The sequence below is a fragment of the Pseudomonas sp. TE3899 genome, from assembly GCF_056279105.1.
This window is the reverse complement of record NZ_JBWBQR010000001.1, coordinates 4072841-4097995: the sequence shown is the minus strand read 5'-3', so window position 1 is coordinate 4097995 and position 25155 is coordinate 4072841. Positions and strand designations below refer to the sequence as shown.

Sequence of the window (25155 nt, the reverse complement as noted above, 5' to 3'; positions counted from 1 at the left end):
CGCCGGGTTTGTGTTGCCTCTTTTTTCTTAATTCTTAAACTTTTGTGCTCGCAGTAAAGAGTCAAGGGAGTGCCACATGCTTGCTCGAAATATAGTTAAAACACTGGTCTTTATTATCTTCGTCGTGATCATTTCCAGCGCATTGGGCTGGCGTTTCTGGTCACCGGCCCCGGCGGCTGCCGAACAACGAATCCCCAGCACCCGGGTCGGTCTGGCCCAGGTCAAGAAGCAACCGTACACCTACTACCTCGAAGCGATCGGCAAGCTCGAAGCGCAGCGTCAGGTCTTGGTCTCGGCTGAAGTCAGCGGCAAGGTGGTTGATATCGATTTCGAGTCCGGCGATGAAGTGAAGGCCGGGCAAGTGTTGCTGACCCTTAACGATGCGCCCGAACAGGGTGAGCTGGTACGCCTCAAGGGCGAGTTTGAATCCGCCAGGGCGCAATTCGCCCGGGTGCAGGAACTGGCCAAGACCGGTGCCGAAAGCCGCCGTGCCTTCGACAGTGCCCGCGCTCAACTGGATGCCGCCAAAGGTGATATGGAGCGCATGCAGGCGCAGATTGCCCAGCGGCATATCCGTGCACCGTTCGCCGGCACCCTGGGCATTCGCCAGGCGCATCTGGGCCAATACCTCGAAGCCGGCGGCGCTGTCGCGACGCTGACCGATCCGGGTGTGCTGCGGGTCAACTTCACTCTGGCCGAGCGCGATGGTTCCCGCGTGGAACTGGGCCAGACCGTGCAGGCCAAGGTCGATGCCTGGGCCGATGTGAAATTTCTGGGAAAGATCGTGGCGGTCGATCCACAGATCAACCAGTCCCACACCATTAACGTCCAGGCGGTGATTACCGATACCAAAAAACTGCTGCGCCCAGGCATGTATGCCCGGGTTTCGGTGACGCTGCCGCAGACCGCGGAACTGCTCATCCCGGAAACCGCCATCACCTACAACGCCTACGGCGAAAGCGTGTTCTCGGTGTACCTCGACGAGGCCGGCGTGACCAAGGTCAAACGTGAAAGCATCAAGGTCGGTGAGCGTCGCGATGGCTGGGCGGTGGTCAACAAAGGCCTGACCGAAGGCGTGCAAGTGGTGACTTCCGGGCAGTTGAAACTCCATGACGGCGTGGCGGTGGAAGGTGTTCCGGACACGATTGGTCTTAACCTCGCAACCGGGTCGAAACAATGAAATTTACCGACATCTTTCTCCGCCGCCCCGTGCTGGCAGTGGTGGTCAGTACGCTGATCCTGCTGTTCGGTGTGCGTGCGTTGCTGAACTTGCCGATCCGTCAGTATCCGATGCTGGAGACGTCGACCATCACGGTCACCACCCAGTACCCCGGCGCTTCGTCGGAGCTGATGCAAGGCTTTGTCACCCAGCCGATCAGCCAGGCCGTGGCCTCGGTCGAGGGCATCGACTACCTGTCGTCGTCATCGACCCAGGGCCGTAGCCTGGTCACGATCCGCATGGCCCTCAACAGTGACTCGATCTCGGCGTTGACCGAGGTGATGGCCAAGGTCAACCAGATCAAGTATCGCTTGCCCAAGGATGCCTATGACCCGGTGGTGGAACGCACCTCGGGCGGCTTCACCAGCGTGGCCTACGTAGCGTTTGCCAGTTCCAACCTGACCATCCCGGAGATGTCCGATTACATCTCCCGCGTCGTCGAGCCGATGTTCGCCGGTATCGAAGGCGTGGCGAAAATCAACATCATGGGCGAGCAGAAACTCTCCATGCGCCTGTGGCTGGACCCGCAACGCCTGGCCGGTTACGGCATGACCGGGCAAGACGTGTCGAAAGCCATCGAAGGCAATAACTTCCAGGCCGCACCGGGTCAGGTCAAAGGCCTGTACGTGGTCAGCAACCTGCGGGTCAACACCGACCTCAACAGCGTCGAAGACTTCCGCGACATGGTGCTGCGCAACGACAACGGTCGCATCATTCGAGTCCGCGATGTGGGCACGGTCGAGCTGAATGCGGCCGCGACCGACACCAGTGGTTCGATGAGCGATGTCCCGGCGCTGTTCCTCGGCCTCGATGCCGCACCGACCGGCAACCCGCTGGTGATCGTCAAGCGTGTGCGGGAACTGATCCCGCAGATCCAGGAAACCCTGCCGCCGGGTGTGACCGTACAAATCCCGTTCGAAGTGGCGCACTTCATTCAGTCCTCGATTGATGAAGTGTCGTACACGCTGCTCGAAGCGCTGGTGATTGTGGTGCTGGTGATTTATCTGTGCCTGGGCACCTTCCGCACCGTGCTGATTCCGTTGGTGACCATTCCGCTGTCGATGCTCGGCGCGGCGATGTTGATGCAGATGTTCGGCTTCAGCCTCAACCTGCTGACCTTGCTGGCGATGGTGTTGGCCATCGGATTGGTGGTGGACGATGCGATCGTGGTGGTGGAGAACGTCCACCGGCACATCGAGGAGGGCAAGACCCCGTTCGATGCCGCGTTGATCGGTGCCCGTGAAGTCGCGGGGCCGGTGGTGGCGATGACGTTTACCCTGGCGGCGGTGTACGCGCCGATCGGCTTGATGGGCGGCCTGACCGGTACGCTGTTCAAGGAATTTGCGCTGACCCTGGCCGGTGCGGTGGTGATTTCCGGGATCGTCGCGCTGACGTTGTCGCCGATCATGAGTACCCGCCTGCTGGATGCCAAAAGCAGCGAAGGCTTCATGGCGGTCAAGGCCGACCGCTTCTTCCAGTACCTGGCCCGGCGCTACGGCGCATTGCTCGGCGGTTCCCTGGCTCGACGCTGGATCAGCCTGAGCGTGGCCCTGGTGATCTTTTTCAGCCTGCCGTTCCTGTACCGCTCGGCCCAGACCGAACTGGCGCCGCTGGAAGACCAGAACATCCTGCTGACCGCCATCAAGGCACCGCAGCATGCCAACCTCAACTACCTGGAAGCCTACGCCCACAAGCTCTACGAAACGTTCAACGAGATTCCCGAGGGTTACAGCAACTGGGTGGCCAACGGTTCCGACGGGCTGTCCAACAGCGTCGGCGGGATCAACCTGGTGGACTGGGAAAAACGCGGTCGCGACGCCAACACCATCCAGCCCGACTTGCAGGCGAAGGTGAACCAGATCGAAGGCACCAGCATCTTTGTGTTCCAGATGCCGCCATTGCCGGGCTCGACCGGCGGGTTGCCGGTGCAAATGGTGATTCGCAGCGATCAGGAATACCTGGCGTTGTTCAACGTGATGGACCAACTCAAGCAGGCGGCCCAGGCCAGTGGTTTGTTTGCGGTGGTGGACAGCGACCTCGACTTCAACAACCCGGTGGTCGAAATCCAGATCGACCGCGCCAAGGCCAACGCCCTGGGCATTCGCATGCAGGACATCGGCGAAACCCTCAACAGCCTGATCGGCGAGAAATACGTCAACCGGTTCTCCTTCCACGGGCGTTCCTATGACGTGATTCCGCAGTCGATTTCCGCCGACCGCCTGACCCCGGAAACCCTCAAGCTGTATTACGTGAAAGACCAGAAGGGCAACCCGGTGCCGCTGTCGACGCTGGCCACCCTGAGCATGAAGGTCGAGCCTAACCGCATGACCCAGTTCAACCAGCAGAACTCCGCCACGTTCCAGGCCATTCCGGCCCCGGGCGTGACCCTGGGCGATGCCGTGGGCTTCCTGCAAAAACAATCGGAAAACTTCCCGGCCGGCTTCAGTTTCGACTGGCAGTCCGATGCGCGTCAGTACGTGCAGGAAGGCAACAGCCTGGTGTTCACCTTCGGCCTGGCCCTGGTGATCATTTACCTGGTGCTGAGCGTGCAATACGAGAGCTTCCGCGACCCGTTCATCATTCTGATCAGCGTACCGCTGTCGATCTGCGGTGCCCTGGTGCCGCTGGCGCTGGGCATGACGTCGTTGAACATCTACACCCAGATCGGGCTGATTACCTTGATCGGATTGATCAGTAAGCACGGGATCCTGATGGTCGCGTTCGCCAATGAACTGCAACGCAAGCAAGGCATGGACCGCGTGCAAGCGATTCAACATGCCGCGCAAGTGCGTCTGCGGCCGATTCTGATGACCACCGCCGCGATGGTGGTGGGCCTGGCGCCGCTGTTGTTCGCCAGCGGCGCGGGTGCCAACAGCCGCTTCGGTCTGGGTCTGGTGATTGTGGTGGGGATGCTGATCGGCACGCTGTTCACGCTGTTCATCCTGCCGTCGGTCTACACCTTGCTGAGCTCGATCAAGCAGCCGGCTCGCGCCGCTGAAACTCACTCGGTCAGTGCGCCGCAACCCATCTGAGGAAGTTGTATGTATCGGATTACACGCTTCATGCTGGCGCCGCTGGCCGCTTCGATCCTGTTGACGGCCGGCTGTGTGAACTACGCCGGGATCGATCATCAGGGCCAATTGCTGAGCATTGACCAGGCGTCCTCGAACAGCTTGAAAGACACGCTGCCACCGGCCAATTGGCCCCGTGCCGATTGGTGGTCGTCCCTCGGCGATCCACGCCTGGGGGCTTTGATCGAAGAGGCTTACGCGAGCAACCCGGATTTGCAGGAAGTCTCGGCGCGGGTCGCCAAGGCCAACGCTTTTCTGGACTTGCGCGATGCCGAGCGTTACCCGGAAATGGACGCCTCGGCGGGCGTCACCCGTGGGCGTCTGTCGAAGTTCGAGGACTACAGTGGCGAAGGCCACAAGTACTTCACGGCGCGCAACCTGGCGGTCAATTTCAACTACACCTTTGACCTGTGGGGCGGCCAGCGCGCGGCCTGGGAATCGGCGCTCAACAGCGCCATGGCGGCGGAAGTCGACCTGCAATCGTCGAAGCTGATTCTCACGGTCAACGTGGTCAAGGCTTACAACCAATTGGCGTATGCCTGGCAGGTCTCGGAGCTCAATCGCCGGGATCTGGAGCGCTTGAGCAAACTGGTGGAATTGTCGGACTCGCGCTACAACTCGGGGCTGGACAACCTGTCGCAGTTGAAGCAGGTGCAAAGCCTCAAGGCCCGCTCGGAATCGACCCTGATCGGTGCGCTGGACGACATCGAAATTGCGCGGCTGCAATTGTCTGTGCTGGTGGGCAAGGGCGTTGATCGGGCGCAGGGCATCGAGCGGCCTTCGACCTTGCAAGCCAGCGCGGTGGCGCTGCCCGCACAACTGCCGGCGCAGTTGCTCGGGCGCCGGCCGGACATCGTCGCGGCGCGTTGGCGGGTGGAGGCCGAGAACAAGAATGTCGACGCGGTCAAAACCACGTTTTATCCCAACATCAACCTGGTCGCTGCGGCGGGCACACATGCCTTGTCTGGTGACGCGATTTTCGCCAGCGTCAGCAAGTTCTGGAACATCGCGCCGACCCTCTCCTTGCCAATTTTCGATGCCGGGCGCTTGCGCTCCGACCTCAAGGCCGGGAATGCCGAGCTGGATGTTTCCATTGCTCACTACAACCAGGTGCTGACGTCGGCGCTGCACGAAGTCGCGATCTCGGTGACGCAGCTGCGTTCCTTCGAACAGCAGATCGTGGTGCAACAGGATGCGTGTGCGATTGCCCAGTCGTCCTATGAGCTTTCGCAGTCGCGCTACAAGGCCGGGGAAGATACGTTCCTCGACGCGCTAAACATCGAGCAACAATTGATTCAGGACGAGATGCGCCTGGCTTACCTCAACAGCAAGCACGTCGACAGTTCGATTTCATTGATGGCGGCGTTGGGCGGCGGCTTCCAGGAGCCTGAATCGCCCTTGGCGAAGAACACCGAACAGTAGCGTTCAGCGGGCAGTAGCGCCCGGGGCGTTGATCGCGGGAAAAGGGATCTTTGTGTATAGTCTTACTGTTCTCGTATAGACGAATTCACGCATGACTTTTCCCGCCTATATCCTCAAAGGTACCTACCTATGAACGTCCCGAATCACCCCAACCAGGATCAGATCTTGTTAGAGAATGTTCTGTCCGCGCTGGGGAGCCCGTTGCGCCTGACCGTGTTGAAGGTGTTGGCCGATGGCCAGGAACACCCCTGTGGCCGGATCCTCAAGGGCGCATCGAAGTCGACCATGACCCATCACTGGCGGGTTTTGCGCGACAGCGGCCTGATTTGGCAACGGCCGTACGGTCGGGAAAACCTCTTGTCCTTGCGCCGCGAGGACATGGACCTGCGGTTTCCCGGGCTGCTCGATTCGCTGCTCACCGCGGTCAAGTTCGATGAACAGACTGTTGATGTCATCAGCAAGCATGAAGTCACCGAAGACGCCGACGCTTGAATGCAGTTGATCCACCGCAGGTGAAGGGCAGTGCCCTTCACGGCAACCAACCGATTCACGATCACCAGGGAGGTGTGTGAGCATGGGAACGAATCATTATTGGTCATCCGGGCCGTTGTCGGAGTTGACCGCCCCCGAGCACCATTGGCTGTTTTTGCCCGGCGCGTTGACCCCGCGCCTCAAAGCCATGGGCGACTATTCCATCGAAGTCATCGAGCAGTCGCATACGCTGCTCAATCATGACGAAGCCGAAGCGCTTGATGTCCCGCCGACATCCACCGGCTGGGTGCGCGAAGTGGTGATGAAGATCGACGGCGAGGCCTGCGTCACGGCGCGCAGCCTGACCAGTGTGCCGGCCCTGAGCGCCGATTGGGCTGAGTTGAACGGGTACGGTGGCCGACCGCTGGCGGAGATTCTCTACCGCTCGGAACAGACCCTGCGCGAACCGTTCCAGTGTGCCTTGCTGAGCCCCGGCGCGCCGTTGGCGGCGCTGTCCTATCGTTACGCGCCACACGCCAAACGGCTGCTGGCCCGGCGCTCGCGCTTTACGCGCAACGGCTCGGCCTTGTTGGTCAGCGAGTGCTTTCTACCGGCGTTCTGGGCGCGGGTCTAGTTCGACATCAGGCTCGGCAATCGAGCTTGAAAAAACACCCAGACATCATCCCCCAAAGATCATTTCCCCAGCCGCTATCATCGGGCGGCGAACCCTTGGCCGTTGGCCGGCCAAAGGGCTGTCTGCCTGATGCGTCTCAGAGGTTGATCACGGCTTCAATCTGGCTGATGGCCGGGGTGAGGGCCAGGGCCAGTTTTTCCGCTTTCGACGTCGGGCGCATCGTGTTGCACGAGCGCAGGAACAGCGGGTCATCAAACTTCTTGCGCAAGCGCGCCAACGAACCACTGATTGCCGGCTGTTTGACGTGCAGGCGTTCGGCCGTGCGCGAAACACTTCGCTCGCGAAACAACACCAGGAAAATGATGATCAGGTTCAGGTCCAGATCCGCGAAGTTGTCTTCATTGAATAACATGGTTTCATCCCTGTCATGACCCGTTGCGCACGAGCTGCCGGTCAGCAAAAACCGGCGGCGGTCACGCAGGTCGGGGCATCGATTACTGATCGGGGGCCAAGCGCATTTCGTCATTGAGACGGTAGTAATTGCGATTGAAATAGACCAGGCCTTCCTTGGCTTCGCTGTGTTTGAGCTCAAGGATTTCACAGTAAAAAATGCTGTGGGTACCGACCTCGTCAATCTTGCTGACACGGCAGTCGAGATTGACCAGCGCTTCTTCGATGGCCGGCGAGCCGGTCACCAGGGTCTGGCAGTTAACGCTGGAGAAGCGTTCCTGCATGGTCAACTGACGATTGGCGAAGGCGCCGGAGGTGGATTGGTGGCCCCCGGTCAGCACGTTCACACAGAGCACGCCGTTGGTTTTGAAATGCTCGTGGTTGGCCGAGGCGCGATTGACGCACACCAGCAGCGTCGGCGGCGAATCCGTCACGCTGCACACGGCAGAAGCGGTGAAGCCGAAACGGCCTGCGGGGCCATCCGTTGTGACGATGGTGACGGCGCTGCCCAGCATCGCCATTGCGTTACGAAACTCCGATGAATCAACCATAGCGTCCCCTCATTCCTTGTAGGTTATTGGAGCTGATCCGTTCTTCCTTGACCGCTGTCGCTGTGCGAAAACGGCTCTCGGACAACACGTTCGCTCCGGAGCTATAGTACGTATGTAGCCGTACCTTGCAAGTTATTCCTTGGGCTTATTTTGCGTTGATTAACGTACGGACAATGGCGTTCAAGTTCGCTCTAAAGGGCAGTGTTTCCAGGCGTTTTGCAGGCTGTCTTCAAACTCGACCAATTGCGCGTGCCGTTGGGTCAGCGCCGCGATCTGGTCGTGGACCTCGCGCTTCTTGTCCGTGATCGCCTGCTGCGCGTCGCTCCATGCCAGTGGCTGGCCGGTGTGGCCGGCGAAAATCGCCTGCAACTCCTTGAGCTTGAAACCCAGTTGCTGGGCGCACTTGATGATGCTCAGCAGATCGACGCTCTGTTGGTCATAAACCCGGTAGTTGCCCTGGCGCCTGGCGGGCGGCAACAGGCCGATGGCCTCGTAGTGACGGATGCTCTTGACGGTGGTTCCTGAACGCTGCGCAGCCTGGCCGATGTACATGGAAAGTCCTTTTTTGCCGTGGGTTAACCGGGCCCATTATCGGCAGACTTATTGGCCGGCGATAGCCTGGGCTCGCAGCAGCCAGGCTTCGCGCTGACCCGCGCTGGAGCCCAGGATCGGGCCGAAGGTGAGGGTGCGCCGGGGTTCTATGCCACAAAACGCCAGGGTGGTTTTGCGGATCTGGTGCAGCCCCGGCATGCGATAGACCCAGCGGTAGTACCAGGGCGGTGTGTCCATGGTCACCAGCAAATGCGCGGTGCGACCGTGCAGGAGTTTGTCGGGAAACGCCTTGCCTTCGCGGTACTTGAAGGCAAATCCGGGCAGGAACACCCGGTCGAAAAAGCCCTTGAGCAACGCCGGAATCCCGCCCCACCAGATCGGATACACCAGCGTCAGATGCTCGGCCCACAGAACGTCGGCCTGAGCCTGGCGCAGATCGGCTTCCAGCGGTTGGATCTGTTGATAGCCTTCACGCAGCACCGGGTCGAAATCCAGCTGGCCGAGAAACAACTGCCGCACTTCGTGCCCGGCGCGTAACGCCGATTGCGCATACCGCTCGGCCAGCGCGCCGCAAAAACTGTTGCTGGAAGGATGACCGAGAATCACCAGAATTTTCTTGCCCATCGTCTGCGTCCTTGAGGATGAAACCTCAAGGGTAAAGTCTGCCCCTCAGGGGAGAGTCAAGGCGTGCAGCAAGGCGTTGGCGTAACCGGGCAGTGCGGCGAAGTCCCGGGCGCACAGCAGCAGTTTGCGTTGGGCCCAGGGCTCTTGCAGGGCGCGGCTCTGGAAAGGCTTTTCGCCTGGCCAGCGTTCGACGGCGGCCAAGGGCACGATCGCCAGCCCGGCGCCCCGGGCGACCATGCGCATCACGCCATCGAAGCCGTCGGCGCGGATGCGGATTTGCATCCTCGAACCGATATGCAGGGCTTGTTCTTCCAGGTACACCGCCAGTGCGCTGTCGGCACTCAGTCCTACGTAGTCATGGTGCAAGGTGTCGCTGAAACTGACGTCGCCGGCGTCGGCCAACGGGTGATCGCGGGGCAGGATCAAGACCAGCGGGTCGTCGCGGAAAGGCCGGGTTTGCAGGTCGTCGGTGTCGATGGCGTCGGAAACGATACCCAGGTCCGCCGCCCCTTGGCGCAGGGCATGGGTGATGCGCGCGCTGGGCAGTTCTTGCAGGTCGATGTCGAGGTTGGGGTGCTCGCGCAGGAAGTCCGCAAGTAACTCCGGCAGGTATTCCGTGATCGCCGTGGTGTTGCACAACAACCGCACCTGGCCTTTGACCCCTTTGGCGTAGTCGGCGAGATCCTGCTGCATGCGCTCGGCCTGTTGCAGCAGCACCCGGGCGTGTTGCGCCAGCGCCTTGCCGGCGGGCGTGGGCGTGACGCCGCGGCGATTCCTTTGTAGAAACTCGATACCCAGCGACGCCTCCATGGCGCGGATGCGTGCACTGGCGGCGGCCAGGGACAGATGCGTGCGGCCGGCGCCGGCGGTGATGTTGCCGGTGTCGAGGATGTTCAGGTAGAGGCGCAGGTCGGTGAGGTCGAAGTGCATAAGTTTCCACAGGATCGTTCCCACGCTCTGCGTGGGAATGCCTCATTGGACGCTTCGCGTCCGCTTCGGCAAGTGACGCGGAGCGTCACGGGCTGCATTCCCACGAGAGCGTGGGAACGATCGTGCCTCTGTCATTTCAAGAGGCACCCTCAGTATATGGCAGATTTTCAACCCGGCCGCCGGGGCGCAGGATAACCCCATGAATACACTCGCCGCGTTCTACCAAAACCTCGGTCTGGCCCTGTCTGTATTGGTCATCGCCACCTTCCTGCTGGCCGGCATGATCAAGGGCGTGATCGGCCTCGGCCTGCCCACCATCGCCATGGGCCTGCTCGGCCTGGCTATGGCGCCGTCGCAGGCTGCCGCGTTGTTGATCATCCCGGCGACCCTGACCAACGTCTGGCAACTGGCCTTCGGCGGGCATCTGCAAGGGCTGATCAAACGCTTGTGGCGGATGCTGCTGGCGATCTTCATCGGCACCGGCGCCGGTACGCTGTGGATCGGCATGGCCGGCGGGCATTGGGTGGTGCGGGGATTGGGGGCGGCGTTGTTGGTGTACGCCTTGAGCGGATTGTTTCTGCCAGCGTTGCGAGTCAGCAGTCGCACCGAGCGTTGGCTCGGCCCGGTCTGCGGTGTGCTAACCGGCGTTATCACTTCAGCCACCGGCGTGTTCGTGATTCCGGCAGTGCCTTATCTGCAAGCACTGGGCTTGAACAAGGATGAACTGGTGCAGGCGCTGGGGTTGTCCTTCACCGTCTCGACCCTGGCCCTGGCCGCCGGCCTGTTCTGGCGCGGTGCCTTGGGCGGTGGCGAGTTGAGCGCCTCGCTGTTGGCGCTGATCCCGGCGGTGCTCGGCATGTTGCTCGGGCAGTGGTTGCGTCAGCGGATCAGCGCCGTGCTGTTCAAGCGGGTGTTCTTCATCGGCCTTGGTGTACTCGGCGGCCACTTGCTGATCAGCGGCTAGACGACGGGCTGAGCATCTCGATGGCGCGAATGTCGAAATCCCGCTCAAGGAAGTTCATGCGCTGCTCGCGGAACTGCTTCATGTGCGGCAGGTTCGAGTGCACATCCAGATGCGCCTGGGATTCCCAGATCTCGTAAAAGATAAACAGCGTCGGGTCCTGCTGGTCGCGCAGCATGTGGTACTCGATGCAACCGGGTTCGGCGCGGCTTGGCGCGACATAGGCGCGAAACAGCGCTTCAAAGGCCTCGGCTTTTTCCGGGCGGGTCTTGGCGTGCAGGATGAAGCCTTGTACATCACTCATCGAAAAAATCCCTCGAAAATAAGAATCGGCGAAAGTCTATGGCAACAATCGCCTATCGATTCGTGCGTTTTGGTCAAATGAATTTTGTGAATTCGTGGCTTATTCCGCGCGAGGCGCATCGCTACTCTGCCGCCATCGAATTCCCAACCTTCTGAGATCCTTCATGAAAAAAGTCCTCTTGCTCAACGGCGGCAAAAAGTTCGCCCACTCCGATGGCCGCTACAACACCACCCTGCATGACACCGCGCTCAGCGTGCTGGATCGTGGGGGCCTGGACGTGAAGACCACGTTCATCGACGAGGGCTATGACCTCGCCGAAGAAGTCGCCAAGTTTGTCTGGGCCGACGTGATCATTTACCAGATGCCGGGCTGGTGGATGGGCGCGCCGTGGACCGTGAAGAAGTACATCGACGAAGTCTTCACCGAAGGTCACGGCAGCCTCTACGCCAGCGACGGCCGCACCCGTTCCGATGCGTCACAAAAGTACGGCAGTGGTGGTTTATTGCAGGGCAAGCAATACATGTTGTCCCTGACCTGGAACGCGCCGCAGCAAGCCTTTGACGATCCGACCGACTTCTTCGAAGCCAAAGGCGTGGACGCGGTGTACTTCCCGTTCCACAAGGCCAACACCTTCCTCGGCATGACCGGTTTGCCGACTTTCCTGTGCGTGGACGTGATGAAACGCCCGGACATTGAAGGTGATGTGAAGCGCTATGAGCAGCATTTGACTGAGGTGTTTGGGCTCAAGGCCTGACAGTCAGCTACTATCGACAGTCGGAATCTGTGACCAGAGCCACAGTAAACCCCTCATCTCCAGGGATTTGTCGCAGCAATATCGATAAGAGGAATTCAGTGAAAGCCAGATCCGATGAATTGCAGATTTTCGTCTGCGTGATTGAATGCGGGTCGATTTCCGCTGCGGCCGAGCAAGTCGGGCAAACGCCGTCGGCGGTCAGCCGCACGTTGTCGCGCCTGGAAGCCAAGCTCGATACCACGCTGATCAACCGCACCACCCGGCGCATGGACCTGACCGAGGAAGGCAAGTATTTCTTCGAACACGCCAAGCGGATCCTCGATCAGATGGACGAACTCGAAGAACGCCTCAACTCCCGCCAGCAAACCCCGTCCGGACGCCTTCGCATCAATGCCGCATCACCGTTCATGCTGCACGCCATCGTGCCGCACATCGATGAGTTCCGCGGTCTCTACCCGGACATCCAGCTCGAACTCAACAGCAACGACCTGATCATTGACCTGCTGGAACAAAGCACCGACATCGCCATCCGTATCGGCACCCTGGCGGATTCGACCTTGCATGCGCGCTCCCTGGGTTGCAGCCCGCTGCACATCGTCGCCAGCCCGGCTTACCTTGAGCAACACGGCACACCCACTGCCGTCGCCGACCTCAACGATCACACGCTGATCGGCTTCACCCAGAACGAAGGCCTCAACCAATGGCCGTTGCGTCATGTGCACGGTGATCGCTGGCCGATCAACGGGGCGATCAACGCTTCCAGCGGCGAGACGGTGCGGCACTTGGCGCTGGAAAACCAGGGCATCGCCTGCCTGTCGGATTTCATGACCCACGACGACATCCGCGCCGGACGCCTGAAAGAGGTGTTGTCGGCATTCAATAGCGGTTATCGCCAACCGATCAACGCGGTGTACTACCGCAACTCGCAACTGGCCCTGCGCATCCAGTGCTTCCTGGACTTCATCCAGGGCAAATTGGCGGTGTACGCGAATTCCGATTTCAAGGGCTGATTCGTGATCCCTGCGCAAGAGTGAATTGGGCCACCGGGGATTTTTCGACAGGGATCGGTCGTTGATACTCGTTGCATCACTTATTCACGCAGGGAGTTTCTCCATGAACGTATTCGTTACCGGCGCTGCCGGTTTTATCGGCGGTTCCATCGCCACGGGTCTGGTCCAGGCCGGCCATCACGTCACCGGTCTGGTGCGCAGCGCCGAACAAGCCAATGAACTGACCGCTCTGGGCATCACGCCGGTAATCGGCACCCTCGATGACAGCGCCTTGCTGGCCGAGCAGGCCCGCGCCGCCGACGCCGTGATCAACGCCGCCAGCAGTGACCATCGCGCCGCTGTAGAAGCTTTGCTCGATGCGTTGCGCGGTTCCAACAAAGTGTTCCTGCACACCAGCGGTTCGAGCATCGTCGGCGATGCGTCGGGCGGTAAATCCAGCGACGTCATCTACTACGAAGACAACCTGCCGGCACCCACCGTCGACAAAGCCGCCCGAGTGGCCATCGACGACCTGATCCTCGCCGCCGCGAAGGACGGGGTGAACTCGGCCGTCATCTGCAACACCCTGATCTACGGCCACAGCCTGGGCGTCAAGCGCGACAGCGTGCAGTTGCCGCGCTTGCTCAAACAGGCCCGTAAAAGCGGTGTGGTGCGCCACGTCGGCACTGGCCAGAACATCTGGTCCAACGTGCACATCGAAGACGTCGTCGCCCTGTACCTGCTGGCGCTGACCAAAAACGTCCCGGGCACGTTCTACTTTGTCGAAAGCGGCGAGTCGTCGTTTATCAACATGACCACCGCCATGGCCAAGGCCCTGAACCTCGGCGAGCCGCAAGACTGGCCGCTGAAAGACGCCGAAGCCGAGTGGGGTTATGAAATGGCCAACTATGGCCTGGGGTCGAACAGCCGGGTGCGCGGCAAACATGCCCGTGAACAGCTGGGCTGGGCGCCGAAACGAACGTCGGTGACCGAGTGGATCCTGCACGAAATGGTCTGAGGCAAATGCCGACTGATCCTGTCTGAAGTTACAAGCAATGGCCTGCCGACGAGCAAAATGCTCTTCGGCGGGCCTTTTTTATGCCGGGTGAATCTAACTGTTTATTTTGCCCACTGAAGTCCCCGGAAACAGGGGAGGTCAGCGTGGTATTTAATTTTTAGTGGAGGGTGCAAGAGATTCTTCGCAAGTTTGCTACTAGGCTGTTGCCTGCACCGACATAGCCAACTCTGATGGCAAGAATAAGAAGTATCGACATCCACTTGTTACCCCGGCATGAAGCCGGGCACACAGGTAAATGCCCGTGGACTTTTTTTGCAAAAGGACTTTGCGATGGCAATACACACTCTTGATGTCTTCCCGTAAGGCATATCTCAGGCGAGCCGTTTGACTCCGCCACTTCACCTTTTATGACGTTCGGCGATAGACGCCGCAAATTCGCTCATAAACCCAGGCTAGAGCGCTGCGCTTATCAAGCGTAGGCACAGTCATCACTGGAATTGGCAAGAACAAGGAGCAGTTATGATCATTTTAGGCATTACTAATAATGATTTGTCGGGTGCCTGCCTGGTACGTGATGGTCAGATTCTTTCAGCGGTCAGCGAAGAGCGCTTTACTCGTATAAAAGATCACAAGATCTGGCCGGAACAGTCCATTGAGTTTGTACTGAGCCAAGCGGGGTTATCACTCGAAGATGTCAATTATGTTGCGTATGGATGGAATGCCGGTTTCAGTGCCGATAAACACCTTGAGTTGTACTTTGATCGCATCGTTGAAGAAGTCCGGAATAATCCGCAAGGGCTGACACAATTCCGACAACGTATAACGGATGAAGTCAAAAACGATAAAGAGAAACGAACCGAGTTTGAAGCATTCATTACGGCCAATGAGTTGACCGGCAAGGCTTATTACATTGACCACCATGAGTGCCATGCCCTCGGCGCCTATGTCTGCTCACCGTTTGACGAGGCATTGACCCTGACCTGCGACGGCCGCGGTGATTTCCAGTCCTTGACCGTGACCTGGTACAGCCCCACCGAAACCACGGTGTTGCAGCGCGAAACCAGCGTCGACAGCTTGGGTTATTTCTACGGTCGGATCACCCACTTGCTCGGTTACAAACCCAATCGACATGAAGGCAAAGTCACTGGCCTGGCCGCGTTTGGCGATCCACAAAAGCTGCTCGGGGTGATGCAGCAAATGATCCGTTTCGAAGACGGGCGCATCAAGGCCTGCTGCGGTGATCTGTTCCTGCCGTCCTACCACCACTACAGCGAACCGCTGGAAACCCTGTTCGCCCGGCAAACCCCCGAAGACATCGCCGCCGCCGTGCAACGCCACACCGAAGACCTGCTGGTGGCGACGGTCACGCATCACCTGGCGCAACGGGGCAGCACCAACCTGTGCCTGGCTGGCGGCGTGTTTGGCAACGTAAAACTCAATCAGCGCCTGCGGGAAATTCCAGGGGTGAAGAACGTCTACGTGTTGCCGTGCATGGGCGATGGTGGCCTGGCCTTGGCGGCGGCGGTCGGGGCGGCGTACCTGGAAAACGGCACCCGTTTCAAGAACCCGGCGATGGCCCTCGGGCCGCAAGCGCGCAGCGTGTCGCAGAACATCAACCTGATCACACGTGACTACCCGGAACTCGGTTACCACACGCCGTCGAACATCATCGACGTCCTGACCGAGGCGCTGCTGGAGAATCAGGTGCTGGGCATGTTCAAGGGCAAGATGGAATTCGGCCCTCGTTCGCTGTGCAACCGCAGCATCGTCTATCACGCCCAGGATGCCGAGGTGAACGACTGGCTCAACAAGCGCATGCACCGCACCGAGTTCATGCCGTTCGGCCCGGTCACGGCCATTGAGCAGGCCGCCGCGTGCTACGTCGGCTGGGATGAGGATCAGGTCGCGGCAGACACCATGACCATGACCTACGATTGTCACCCGCAGTTTCGCGAGGCCAGCCCGGCGGTGGTGCACATCGACGGCACCGCGCGGCCGCAGGTCATTCGCCCGCAAGGCGACCCGTTCATGCATCGCCTGTTGAACGCCTGGCACGACAAGACCGGCCAGGCAGCGTTGATCAACACCTCGTTCAACCGGCATGAAGAACCGATCGTCTGTTCGTCCCAGGACGCGCTGGATGCGTTGAAGGAAGGCATGGTCGATCTGGTGGTGATGAGTGAATCGCTGATCGTCTGGCGCAAGGGCAAGAACAGCTTCACCCAACAACGCTTCGAATAAGGGATCGTTTTCAGGGCTCCCGTGGAGCCCTGCTTTGGAGCATTGAGCGTATGGTTGACGAATGTATTTGATCTTTTTCGGGTTCTTTGCGGCCGAGGGGATTATTTATCCGTTCTGGCCGACCTGGCTGGATTCGCTGGGGTTCAGCGCCAGCCAGATAGGCCTGCTGATAGCAGCGGCTTATTGGCCCCAGGTGTTTACCGGGGTGTTTATCACGTACGTGGCCGACTGGCGCGTGGACCAACTGCGTCTCGCCGCTTTTCTCGGGTTCTCGGCGTCATTCTGTACGTTGCTGTTCTACTTCATGCCGGCGCACCTGTGGATCTTCGTGTGCGTGAGCGTGCTGTTTGGCGGACTGTGGATGGTGGTGTTGCCACTGTCCGAGTCCTATCTGCTCAAGCGTGACAAACAGGCATTGCAGAACTACGGCTGGGTGCGGGCGGTGGGCTCGTCGGCGTTTATCCTGACCTCGACCCTCGGCGGTTTGTTGTTCGCGCACTCCAGCCAATCCTGGGTGCCGATCGTGATTGCGGCGAGCATGTTGTTCACCGCGCTGGCCTGTCTGTGCTTGAAGCGCCAAGTGTCCCGGGCACATTTGCAGCCGGTCAGCCGCACGATTAAACGACCGGACTGGAAGGCGCTGTTTGCGCACAAAAGTCTGTTGATCGCGATTGCCGCCGCCAGTTTTATTCAGCTGAGCCACACCCTGTACTTTTCCACGGCGTCGATTGGCTGGGGCGTGAAGGGCTACTCTTCGGCCTATATCGGCGCGTTCTGGTCGGTGGCGGTGTTGGCGGAAATCACTTACTTCGCGCTCTCCAATAAGGTCCTGTCGTTCTGTTCGCCCTTGTCCATCGTGATCTTTTCCAGCGTCTGTGCGGCGCTGCGCTGGGCGGTGTTTTCCAACAGTGATGCGGTGTCGGTGATTCTGCTGGGGCAGTGCCTGCATGCCCTGAGTTTTGCCGCGTACCACTCGGCGATCATGCGGTTTATTCGCGACCATGCGCCGCAAGACATTCAGGTCTTTACTCAGGGCGTCTATTACTCCCTGGCGGTGGCGCTGCCCATGGGCCTGGCCACGCCTTTTGCCGGGTACTTGTACGAAACGCAGCCGCAGTGGTCCTACTACGTAATGGCGCTGTTTGCCCTGATCGGCACAGTGCTGGCGTTTATTGCTCATCAGAAGATGCGAAGTTCAACTCATGACACAACGAACGTTTACAGCCGTCTGCTTTGATATGGACGGCGTGCTTATCCAGTCCCGCGACGTCATCGAATTCGCCTGGACCAGCGTCGCCCGGCGCTACGGCGTGGCCGTGGATCAGGCCTTTATCGCCGAACACATTCACGGCCGCCCGGGCGGTCATACGATGCAGGCGCTGTTCGGTCAGTTTGACGAGCCGCAGCGCGTGGCGATCAAGCAGCAAGTCGATGCCGTCGAGCAGGTCTCGACTTGTGCGCTGGTGCCGGGGGTGGCCGCGTTTATCGCGCAACTCAAGGCGAGCGCGGTGCCCATGGCGCTGGTCACCAGCAGTTGGCGAGCGCGGGTCGAACATGTCCTGCAGCAACATAATCTGACATCGGTGTTCGACAGCATCATTTGCCGCGACGACGTGCGCAGCGGCAAACCGGCGCCGGATGCCTATCGCCTGGCGGCGGCGCAACTGGAGCGCCAGAGCGATGAATGCCTGGTGTTCGAGGACTCAGTCAGCGGCGTGCAGTCGGCGATCAGCAGCGGCGCGCTGTGTGTCGGCATCGGCGAAGACTCGACGTTGACCGATCACGGCGCGGCGCGGGTGTATGCGGATTTCACCGCGCTGCCGGTCTCGCTGACCGATCTGGGGCCTCACGTCTTTGGCAATAGCGGTCTGTTCATCAGTGGGCGGGTTGCCCAGAGGTTCGCCCGATCATGACGCCGACCCTGCAACACGCCACCGTCCTGTGGGACTTCCTCGGAGCAGGGCGCCAGCACCAGGCTTGCGAGCTGATCGTCGTCTGTGGTTCCTATGATTTGCGGGTCTGCGATTACGCCTGCGAACTGCTGAAAAACGGCGTCGCCCCGCACCTGCTGTTCACCGGCAATACCGGTAACTGGACGAAGCATTTGTGGAAACGCACCGAAGCCGATATTTTTGCGCAACGAGCCCTGGCGCTGGGGGTGACGGCGGATCAATTCACCCTGGAACCGCGCGCCACCAACTTTGCCGAGAACATCGCGTTTGCCAAGGCGCTGTTCCCACAGGTGCATCGAGCGACGTTCCTGACCAAACCGAACTCCATCCGCCGTGTGGCCTTGACCTTGCCCGTGCAGTGGCCCGAACTGGAGGCGTGTGTGGATGCGCCGTCGTTCGCTTTTCCGGGAGGGATCAGCAACCTGATCGGGGTCCTGGGGCTGATCGACGAGATGGTCGGGGATGTGCACCGCATCATGGTTTACCCTGCGCAGGGCTTCCAGGCGGAACAGGTGATTCCCGACGAGGTTCAGGTCGCCTGGCGCTACCTGGTGGAGCAAGGGTTCGATCACCATTTGATCAAGGGCAGGCGCTGAGGCCTGGAGACTGACATGTTGTACGACACACTGATTCGCAACGCCCTGGTCATCGACGGCAGCAACTCGCCCGGTTATTCCGCTGACGTGGCCATTTTGAACGGCCGCATCGCGTTTATCGGCGACCTGCACGACGCTCGCGCCACGGATGAAATTGACGCCGCCGGCCGGGTGCTCGCGCCGGGTTTTATCGACGTGCACACCCACGACGACACTGTGGTCATCCGCCAACCGCAGATGCTGCCCAAACTCAGCCAGGGTGTAACCACCGTGATTGTCGGCAACTGCGGGATCAGTGCCTCGCCGGTCAGTCTGCGCGGCGATCCTCCGGACCCGATGAACCTGCTCGGCACCCGTGCGGCGTTTGTGTATCCGAGGTTCAGCGATTACCGCGCCGCCGTCGAAGCGGCGAACACCACGTTGAATGTGGCGGCGCTGGTCGGCCATACCGCGTTGCGCAGCAATCACCTCGACGACCTGTTTCGCACGGCCACTGCGGATGAAATCAGCGCGATGCGCGAGCAGCTGCGCGAAAGCCTGGAGGCGGGCGCGCTGGGGTTATCCACCGGCCTGGCCTATGCCAGTGCGTTCTCGGCGTCCACCGATGAAGTCATGCAATTGACCGAAGAGCTGAGCGCGTTCGGCGCGGTCTACACCACCCATTTGCGCAGTGAGTTCGAACCGGTGTTGGAGGCCATGGACGAGGCGTTCCAGATCGGCCGTCATGCCAAATCCCCGGTGATCGTGTCCCACCTCAAATGTGCCGGCGTCGGCAACTGGGGTCGCAGTCCGCAGTTGTTGGCGTCCCTTGAACATGCGGCGAAAACCCACCCGGTGGGCTGTGATTGTTATCCCTATGCGGCAAGTTCCTCGACCCTGGACCTCAAGCAAGTCACCGATGCCCATCGCATCACCATCACGTGGTCCACGCCCCATCCTGAAGTGAGTGGCCGCGACTTGATCGACATCGCCGCCGAGTGGAGCATGCCCCTGCTCGATGCCGCCCGGCGCCTGCAACCGGCCGGTGCGGTGTATTACGGGATGGACGAGGCGGATGTGCGGCGCATCCTCGCGCATCCGTTGTCGATGGTCGGCTCCGACGGGTTGCCGGAAGATCCGTTTCCTCATCCACGTTTGTGGGGGGCATTCCCGCGGGTGCTCGGGCATTTCAGTCGTGATGTCGGGCTGTTTGCGCTGCACACCGCCGTGCACAAGATGACCGGGTTGTCGGCGGCGCGCTTTGGCTTGAAAGAACGCGGTGAAATTCGTGAAGGGCATTGGGCGGATCTGGTGTTGTTTGATCCGTTGACCGTTCGCGACGTGGCGGATTTCCATGACCCGCAACGGGCGGCGGAAGGGATTGATGGGGTGTGGGTCAATGGTGTGTTGAGTTACATCGATGGCCAGGCGAACGGCAAAAGGGAAGGGCGGTTTCTGGCGCGGGAAGGGGATTTGCGCGACGGGTTCCGGTAAACATTCCGAGAGCTGCATCACAGTGGTGGCACTCTGCAATTAAAGAAAGCCATCGCCAAGCCGAAGCGCTGACATCCAGCCCAGCTACACTGGGCCTTTCCAACCAGGGAGCAACCCATGAGCTTCGGCAAAACCACCCCGATCCTGCGGATTTTCGATGAAGCCAAGGCAGTGGCGTTCTACGTCGACTTCCTGGGCTTCAACATCGATTGGCAGCATCGCTTCGAAGCCAATTTCCCGTTGTACCTGCAAGTCTCCCGGGGCGAATGCGTGCTGCACCTGTCCGAACACCATGGCGACGCCACGCCGGGTTCGGCATTGCGCATCGAGACCGATGAACTGGAAGCCTTTCAGCAACAACTGAGCGCCAAGGATTACACCTACGCCAAACCGCAGATCCAGGCCACGCCATGGGGCAGCCAGGACCTGACCGTGATCGACCCGTTCGGCAATCGGTTGGTGTTTACCAATGCGATTTGTGTCTGAGTTTCAGCCTTCGTCCGGCGCGCGGTGGGTCTGGCGAAACTCGCCGGGCGGCATCCCGCGCCGGCTCTTGAACGTACGGTGAAACGAGCGCGGTTCGGTGAAACCCAGGTACTGGGCGATGTCCTGGATCGGCAAGGTGCTGTTGAGCAAATAATGCTCGGCCAGCTCCTGGCGCAGGTCATCGAGAATCTGCTGGTACGACGTGCCCGCCTGATGCAACTGGCGTTGCAGGGTGCGCACCGACACGGCGCATTGCTCGGCCACCTGCTCTTTGCGCGGCAGCCCTTCCTTGAGCAACTGGCGCAGGATGCTTTTGACCCGCTGCTCCAGTGACGCGTCCTCCAGCGTGGCCATGAGTCCCAGGGCATGTTCTTCCAGGGTGCGCAGCAATTGTGGATCGGCCTGGCGCAACGGCAACTGCAAATACGGCAACGGCACAATCAGGGCCGAATAGGGCTGGTCGAACAACACCGGGCAGTCGAAGAACTGTTCGTACTGCGCCTGCGTCGTGTCGGCCGGTCGTGGATGTTCGAGCCAGACGGCGGCCGGTGACAGTTGGGTATCGGCGATCCAGCGCGCGTATTGCAGCCAGGAACCGAGCACGTTTTCCACCAGATGCCGGCGGATGCGCGGCCGTTGATGACGGCAGGTCCAGATCAAGTGCACATGACTGTCCCGCACCTCGGCGCGGCTGACCCCCATGTCCCCCACCAGCTTCTCGAACGGCATGATGCGGCTCATGGCATCGCCCAGGGTTGCGCAGTTCATGGTGATGTAACCCAGCACGCTCCAGGAGTTGGGCAACACAAAACGCGCGGCGTTGAGGCCGAACAACGGATCGCCCGAATGTTCGCAGAAATAATCGAGCAACCGTTCATGCACTTCGCCCGGCAAGCGCAGGCTGTTGTCGCTCAACTGCTGCGCCAGCAACCCGGCCGCCGCCAACGCCGGCTCGATGGCCACGCCCAGTTGTTCGGCATGGCGCACGTATTTGAGCAGCGGAGGGACCGAAGTGAAGCCCAGGGATTGCATGATCGTAGTCCTTTGATCAAAGCCCGCGTGCGCGGATCAATGCGCTGAAAGGTAAGTTGAAACCACAGCTAAAGTAAATGGCTGAGGTTTACGCGACGTTTGACTCAATTGGCTACTCGAACTGGCCGGATGCGACCGTGACACTTTTCGGCAGCTGACTAGTATGGGCTCCTGAAATATCACTATCAGAACCGCAAAAGGACACACGCATGCGACGCTGGAACGGCTGGGGAGATGCAACCACGGTGGTCGAACTGCCGGCCCAGGGCGCGGGATTTCTCAATGAGCGGCTCGGTGTCGGTCGAACGTTGCCCGATGCAACGCTCGAGACGGCATTGGCCCGCGTGCCGGCCTCACGGTTGGCGGAACATCCCTTGTACAGCGTGACGGCGCAGGATCGTCTGTTGCATGCGCGGGGTCAGAGCCTGCCGGACTGGCTGGCGCTGCGCGAAGGAGCGCCGGGGCTTTATCCCGACGCCGTGGCCTTCCCCGAAAGCGCCGAGCAGATTCGTCAATTACTGGCGCTGGCCCAGGCGCAGGACCTGTGCCTGATTCCCTATGGCGGCGGCACCTCGGTGGCAGGGCACATCAATCCGCCGCGTTCCACACGGCCGGTGGTGACGGTGTCCCTGGCGCGGATGAATCGCCTGACGGACCTCGACGAACAGAGCCTGCTGGCAACCTTCGGCCCCGGCGCGACGGGGCCGCAAGTGGAAAGTCAGTTGCGTGCCCGGGGTTACACGTTGGGGCATTTCCCGCAGTCGTGGGAACTGTCGACCCTGGGCGGTTGGGTCGCCAGCCGCTCCAGTGGCCAGCAATCGTTGCGCTATGGGCGCATCGAGCAGTTGTTCGCCGGTGGCACCCTGGAAACCTTTGCCGGTCCTCTGGAAATTGCCACGTTCCCGGCCTCGGCCGCCGGTCCCGATCTGCGCGAAGTGGTACTGGGCAGTGAAGGCCGTTTCGGGATCATTTCCGAGGTCAAGGTGCGGGTCAGTGCGCTGCCGGCCGATGAGCGTTTCTATGGGGTGTTCCTGCCCGACTGGCCGCAGGCGCTGCGAGCCATCCGTCAGTTGGCCCAGGCCCGCGTGCCGCTGTCGATGCTGCGCTTGTCCAACGCGGTGGAAACCGAAACCCAGTTGGCGCTGGCCGGTCATCCACAGCAGATCACCTGGCTGGAAAAGTACCTGGCCCTGCGCGGCGCCGGTGCGGGCAAGTGCCTGCTGACGTTCGGCGTGACCGGCAATCGCCGGCAAAATGCGCTGTCCCTGAGCCAGGCCCGGCAGCACCTGAAAGCCTTCGGCGGCGTGTTCACCGGCACCTTGCTTGGCAAGAAATGGTCGCAGAACCGTTTCCGTTTCCCCTACCTGCGCGAGAACCTGTGGAACGCCGGTTACGTGGTCGACACCCTGGAAACCGCCACCGACTGGAGCAACGTCGACAACCTGCTCGGCCGGGTCGAAAACAGCCTGCGCGACGCCTTGGCCGCTGAAGGCGAGCAGGTGCATGTGTTCACGCACCTGTCCCATGTCTATGGCGAAGGGTCGAGCATCTACACCACTTACGTGTTCCGTCCGGCAGCGGACTACGCCGCCACCCTGGCGCGCTGGCAGGCGCTCAAGCAGGCCGCGAGCCAGACCATCGTCGACCACCACGGCACCATCAGTCACCAGCATGGCGTGGGCAAGGACCATGCGCCGTACCTGCTGCGGGAGAAGGGCGCACTGGCGATGGACACCTTGCAGGCGCTGAGTCGGCATTTCGATCCGGCCGGGCGCCTGAACCCCGGCACGCTGTTGCAGGAGTGACGGCCATGAGCCTCGACTGGAACGCGGCGTGGCGCCAGCAGATAGTGCCAACGCTGGCGGATGAAACCTGGGACCTGATCGTCATCGGCGGCGGCATCAGCGGCGCCGGCATCCTGCGCGAAGCCGCACGGCGTGGCTGGCGTTGCCTGTTGCTGGAGCAGCGGGATTTCGCCTGGGGCACGTCCAGCCGTTCCTCGAAAATGGTCCATGGTGGTTTGCGTTACATCGCCAAGGGCCAGTGGCGCCTGACCCGCGATTCGGTCCGCGAACGCCAGCGCCTGCTCGACGAAGCGCCGGGGCTGGTGGAACCGATGAGTTTCCTGATGCCGCATTACCGTGGCGGCTTTCCCGGCCCACGGGTATTGGGCGGTTTGTTGAGTGTTTATGACGCACTGGCCGGGCGGCGCAGTCATCACTTCCATGATCCGCAGCAGCTGGGTTATCTCGCGCCAGGCGTGAAGCAAAAAGACCTGCTGGGCGGCACCTGTTTTGTCGATGCCCTGACCGATGACGCGCGCCTGGTGATGCGGGTTTTGGGCGAGGCCAGGGCCGACGGCGCCGTGGTCATCAACGGCATGCGCGTGCAGCAATTGCTGCGTGAAGAGGGGCGGGTGTGCGGGGTTGAGGTCGAGGACGGCGAGGGCGGTGCATCGCTGCGATTGCGCTGTGCGGTGTTGGCCGTGGCCACCGGCGCCTGGGCTGAACGCTTGCGGCCATCCGACGCTCCGCGTCAGTTGCGCCCGTTGCGCGGCAGTCATGTGTTGCTGCCGGGCTGGCGCCTGCCCGTGGCGCAGGCCTTCACCTTCCTGCATGAGCGCGACCGTCGACCGGTGTTTGTTTTCCCTTGGGAAGGCGCCACGGTGGTCGGCACCACGGACCTCGATCATCAGGACGATCTGGACCAGAGCGCGAGCATCAGCGCCGAGGAACTCGACTATCTGCTGGCCGCCTGCGCTCAACAGTTTCCCGATGCCGGCGTGGTCGCCGCCGATGTGTTGTCGACCTGGTCGGGTGTGCGCCCGGTGGTCGGCAGTGCGGCGGGTGAGCACCAGGGCAAACCGTCGAGTGAAACCCGCGAGCATGTGCTGTGGCTGGAGCCCGGCTGCGTGACCCTGGCCGGTGGCAAGCTGACGACCTTTCGCCCGCAGGCCATCGAAGTGCTCAAGGCCTGCGCGACGATGCTCGGGCGCGCCTTCAATGATGACGGCGGCCCGGTGTTTGCCGCCGTGCCGCCGCTGCCGATTGCCGGGCTCAGTGGCAGTCAATGGCGGCGCCTGGCCGGACGCCATGGCCGTGACCTGCCGAGGCTGGCGCACCTGATCGCCGAACTGGGCCATGCCTGCGTCGGCGCCACGGACACCTTGTGGGCGGAACTGGCCTTTGCCTGCGACACGGAAATGGTCCTGCACCTGGATGACCTGCTGCTGCGGCGCACCCGTCTGGGTTTGTTACTGCCAAGTGGCGGCGAGGATTACTTTGCCGCCATTCGCCGACTCTGCCAGCCGCGACTGGGCTGGGACGATGAACATTGGCAGCAGGAACAACAGCGTTACCAAGCGTTGTGGCAACGTCATCATGGTTTGCCGGATGCCTCGCAAAATGCCCATTGAAGAGAGCTCC

24 protein-coding genes are annotated in these 25155 nt (G+C 60.9%); 17 read left to right on the top strand and 7 right to left on the bottom strand.

Going from position 1 to position 25155, the window contains the following annotated elements; genetic code table 11:
• Window positions 1–76: 76 nt before the first annotated feature.
• The 5 genes from ACZ89E_RS18805 to ACZ89E_RS18785 all read left to right on the top strand — a co-directional run bounded on the left by ACZ89E_RS18805 (window position 77) and on the right by ACZ89E_RS18785 (window position 6817).
• Window positions 77–1180 carry an efflux RND transporter periplasmic adaptor subunit gene (locus ACZ89E_RS18805; protein WP_149657706.1) on the top strand — a complete coding sequence of 368 codons (1104 nt, stop codon included), beginning with the start codon at window positions 77–79 and terminating at the stop codon, window positions 1178–1180.
• Window positions 1177–4251, top strand: coding sequence for a MexW/MexI family multidrug efflux RND transporter permease subunit (locus ACZ89E_RS18800; RefSeq protein ID WP_149657705.1), 3075 nt, complete (start codon window positions 1177–1179; stop codon window positions 4249–4251). The genes ACZ89E_RS18805 and ACZ89E_RS18800 overlap by 4 nt, the downstream gene beginning before the upstream one ends.
• 9 nt (window positions 4252–4260) lie before the next feature.
• Window positions 4261–5712 (top strand): efflux transporter outer membrane subunit, encoded by a 1452-nt coding sequence (locus ACZ89E_RS18795; RefSeq protein ID WP_476256217.1) that lies wholly within the window; start codon window positions 4261–4263, stop codon window positions 5710–5712.
• Between the two features lie 129 nt (window positions 5713–5841).
• Window positions 5842–6204, top strand: coding sequence for an ArsR/SmtB family transcription factor (locus tag ACZ89E_RS18790; RefSeq protein ID WP_133838436.1), 363 nt, complete (start codon window positions 5842–5844; stop codon window positions 6202–6204).
• Window positions 6205–6286: 82 nt separating this feature from the next.
• Window positions 6287–6817, top strand: a complete 531-nt coding sequence (locus tag ACZ89E_RS18785) for a chorismate--pyruvate lyase family protein (RefSeq protein ID WP_476256216.1) — start codon at window positions 6287–6289, stop codon at window positions 6815–6817.
• A gap of 136 nt (window positions 6818–6953) precedes the next feature.
• Here ACZ89E_RS18785 and ACZ89E_RS18780 read toward each other — a convergent pair whose 3' ends face one another.
• The 5 genes from ACZ89E_RS18780 to ACZ89E_RS18760 all read right to left on the bottom strand — a co-directional run bounded on the left by ACZ89E_RS18780 (window position 6954) and on the right by ACZ89E_RS18760 (window position 9924).
• A complete protein-coding gene (locus ACZ89E_RS18780) occupies window positions 6954–7229 on the bottom strand; it encodes a helix-turn-helix domain-containing protein (RefSeq protein ID WP_149657702.1) in 276 nt (91 codons plus the stop codon).
• A gap of 82 nt (window positions 7230–7311) precedes the next feature.
• Window positions 7312–7818, bottom strand: coding sequence for a flavin reductase (locus ACZ89E_RS18775; protein ID WP_149657701.1), 507 nt, complete (start codon window positions 7816–7818; stop codon window positions 7312–7314).
• Window positions 7819–7998: 180 nt separating this feature from the next.
• The gene (locus ACZ89E_RS18770) at window positions 7999–8370 is read right to left on the bottom strand and encodes a MerR family transcriptional regulator (protein ID WP_463259345.1); all 372 of its coding nucleotides are present in this window, start codon (window positions 8368–8370) and stop codon (window positions 7999–8001) included.
• A 48-nt stretch (window positions 8371–8418) separates the two neighbouring features.
• Window positions 8419–8994, bottom strand: a complete 576-nt coding sequence (locus ACZ89E_RS18765) for an NAD(P)H-dependent oxidoreductase (protein WP_476256215.1) — start codon at window positions 8992–8994, stop codon at window positions 8419–8421.
• A gap of 45 nt (window positions 8995–9039) precedes the next feature.
• A complete protein-coding gene (locus ACZ89E_RS18760; protein WP_476256214.1) occupies window positions 9040–9924 on the bottom strand; it encodes a LysR substrate-binding domain-containing protein in 885 nt (294 codons plus the stop codon).
• Window positions 9925–10123: 199 nt separating this feature from the next.
• On the opposite strand from ACZ89E_RS18760, the gene ACZ89E_RS18755 reads away from it, so the two are divergent.
• Entirely contained in the window at window positions 10124–10888 is a 765-nt protein-coding gene (locus ACZ89E_RS18755; protein WP_476256213.1) for a sulfite exporter TauE/SafE family protein, read from the top strand.
• Here ACZ89E_RS18755 and ACZ89E_RS18750 read toward each other — a convergent pair.
• Window positions 10878–11189: a putative quinol monooxygenase gene (locus ACZ89E_RS18750; protein ID WP_149657697.1), complete on the bottom strand. Its 312-nt coding sequence runs from the start codon at window positions 11187–11189 to the stop codon at window positions 10878–10880. The genes ACZ89E_RS18755 and ACZ89E_RS18750 overlap by 11 nt on opposite strands.
• A 163-nt stretch (window positions 11190–11352) precedes the next feature.
• Here ACZ89E_RS18750 and mdaB point away from each other — a divergent pair, with 163 nt between their 5' ends.
• The 9 genes from mdaB to ACZ89E_RS18705 all read left to right on the top strand — a co-directional run bounded on the left by mdaB (window position 11353) and on the right by ACZ89E_RS18705 (window position 20698).
• Window positions 11353–11943, top strand: coding sequence for an NADPH:quinone oxidoreductase MdaB (gene mdaB, locus ACZ89E_RS18745; RefSeq protein WP_149657696.1), 591 nt, complete (start codon window positions 11353–11355; stop codon window positions 11941–11943).
• A gap of 98 nt (window positions 11944–12041) precedes the next feature.
• Complete coding sequence (locus ACZ89E_RS18740) at window positions 12042–12953, top strand: LysR substrate-binding domain-containing protein (RefSeq protein ID WP_476256212.1); 912 nt, start codon at window positions 12042–12044, stop codon at window positions 12951–12953.
• 103 nt (window positions 12954–13056) lie between these two features.
• Entirely contained in the window at window positions 13057–13950 is an 894-nt protein-coding gene (locus ACZ89E_RS18735; RefSeq protein WP_476256211.1) for an NAD-dependent epimerase/dehydratase family protein, read from the top strand.
• Between the two features lie 519 nt (window positions 13951–14469).
• Window positions 14470–16191, top strand: a complete 1722-nt coding sequence (locus ACZ89E_RS18730; RefSeq protein ID WP_476256210.1) for a carbamoyltransferase family protein — start codon at window positions 14470–14472, stop codon at window positions 16189–16191.
• 61 nt (window positions 16192–16252) lie between these two features.
• Window positions 16253–17428, top strand: coding sequence for an MFS transporter (locus ACZ89E_RS18725; protein ID WP_476256209.1), 1176 nt, complete (start codon window positions 16253–16255; stop codon window positions 17426–17428).
• A complete protein-coding gene (locus ACZ89E_RS18720; protein WP_476256208.1) occupies window positions 17394–18104 on the top strand; it encodes an HAD family hydrolase in 711 nt (236 codons plus the stop codon). Before ACZ89E_RS18725 ends, ACZ89E_RS18720 begins: the two co-directional genes overlap by 35 nt.
• Entirely contained in the window at window positions 18101–18739 is a 639-nt protein-coding gene (locus ACZ89E_RS18715) for a YdcF family protein (protein WP_476256207.1), read from the top strand. Before ACZ89E_RS18720 ends, ACZ89E_RS18715 begins: the two co-directional genes overlap by 4 nt.
• Before the next feature lie 15 nt (window positions 18740–18754).
• Entirely contained in the window at window positions 18755–20212 is a 1458-nt protein-coding gene (locus ACZ89E_RS18710; RefSeq protein ID WP_476256206.1) for a D-aminoacylase, read from the top strand.
• 117 nt (window positions 20213–20329) lie between these two features.
• A complete protein-coding gene (locus tag ACZ89E_RS18705; protein ID WP_149657688.1) occupies window positions 20330–20698 on the top strand; it encodes a glyoxalase superfamily protein in 369 nt (122 codons plus the stop codon).
• Window positions 20699–20701: 3 nt separating this feature from the next.
• Here ACZ89E_RS18705 and gliR read toward each other — a convergent pair whose 3' ends face one another.
• Window positions 20702–21730 (bottom strand): AraC family transcriptional regulator GliR, encoded by a 1029-nt coding sequence (gene gliR / locus ACZ89E_RS18700; RefSeq protein ID WP_476256205.1) that lies wholly within the window; start codon window positions 21728–21730, stop codon window positions 20702–20704.
• 209 nt (window positions 21731–21939) lie between these two features.
• Between gliR and ACZ89E_RS18695 the strand changes: the two genes are divergently transcribed.
• The gene (locus tag ACZ89E_RS18695) at window positions 21940–23535 is read left to right on the top strand and encodes an FAD-binding oxidoreductase (RefSeq protein WP_476256204.1); all 1596 of its coding nucleotides are present in this window, start codon (window positions 21940–21942) and stop codon (window positions 23533–23535) included.
• A 5-nt stretch (window positions 23536–23540) separates the two neighbouring features.
• Complete coding sequence (locus ACZ89E_RS18690) at window positions 23541–25145, top strand: glycerol-3-phosphate dehydrogenase/oxidase (protein WP_476256203.1); 1605 nt, start codon at window positions 23541–23543, stop codon at window positions 25143–25145.
• Window positions 25146–25155: the final 10 nt, after the last annotated feature.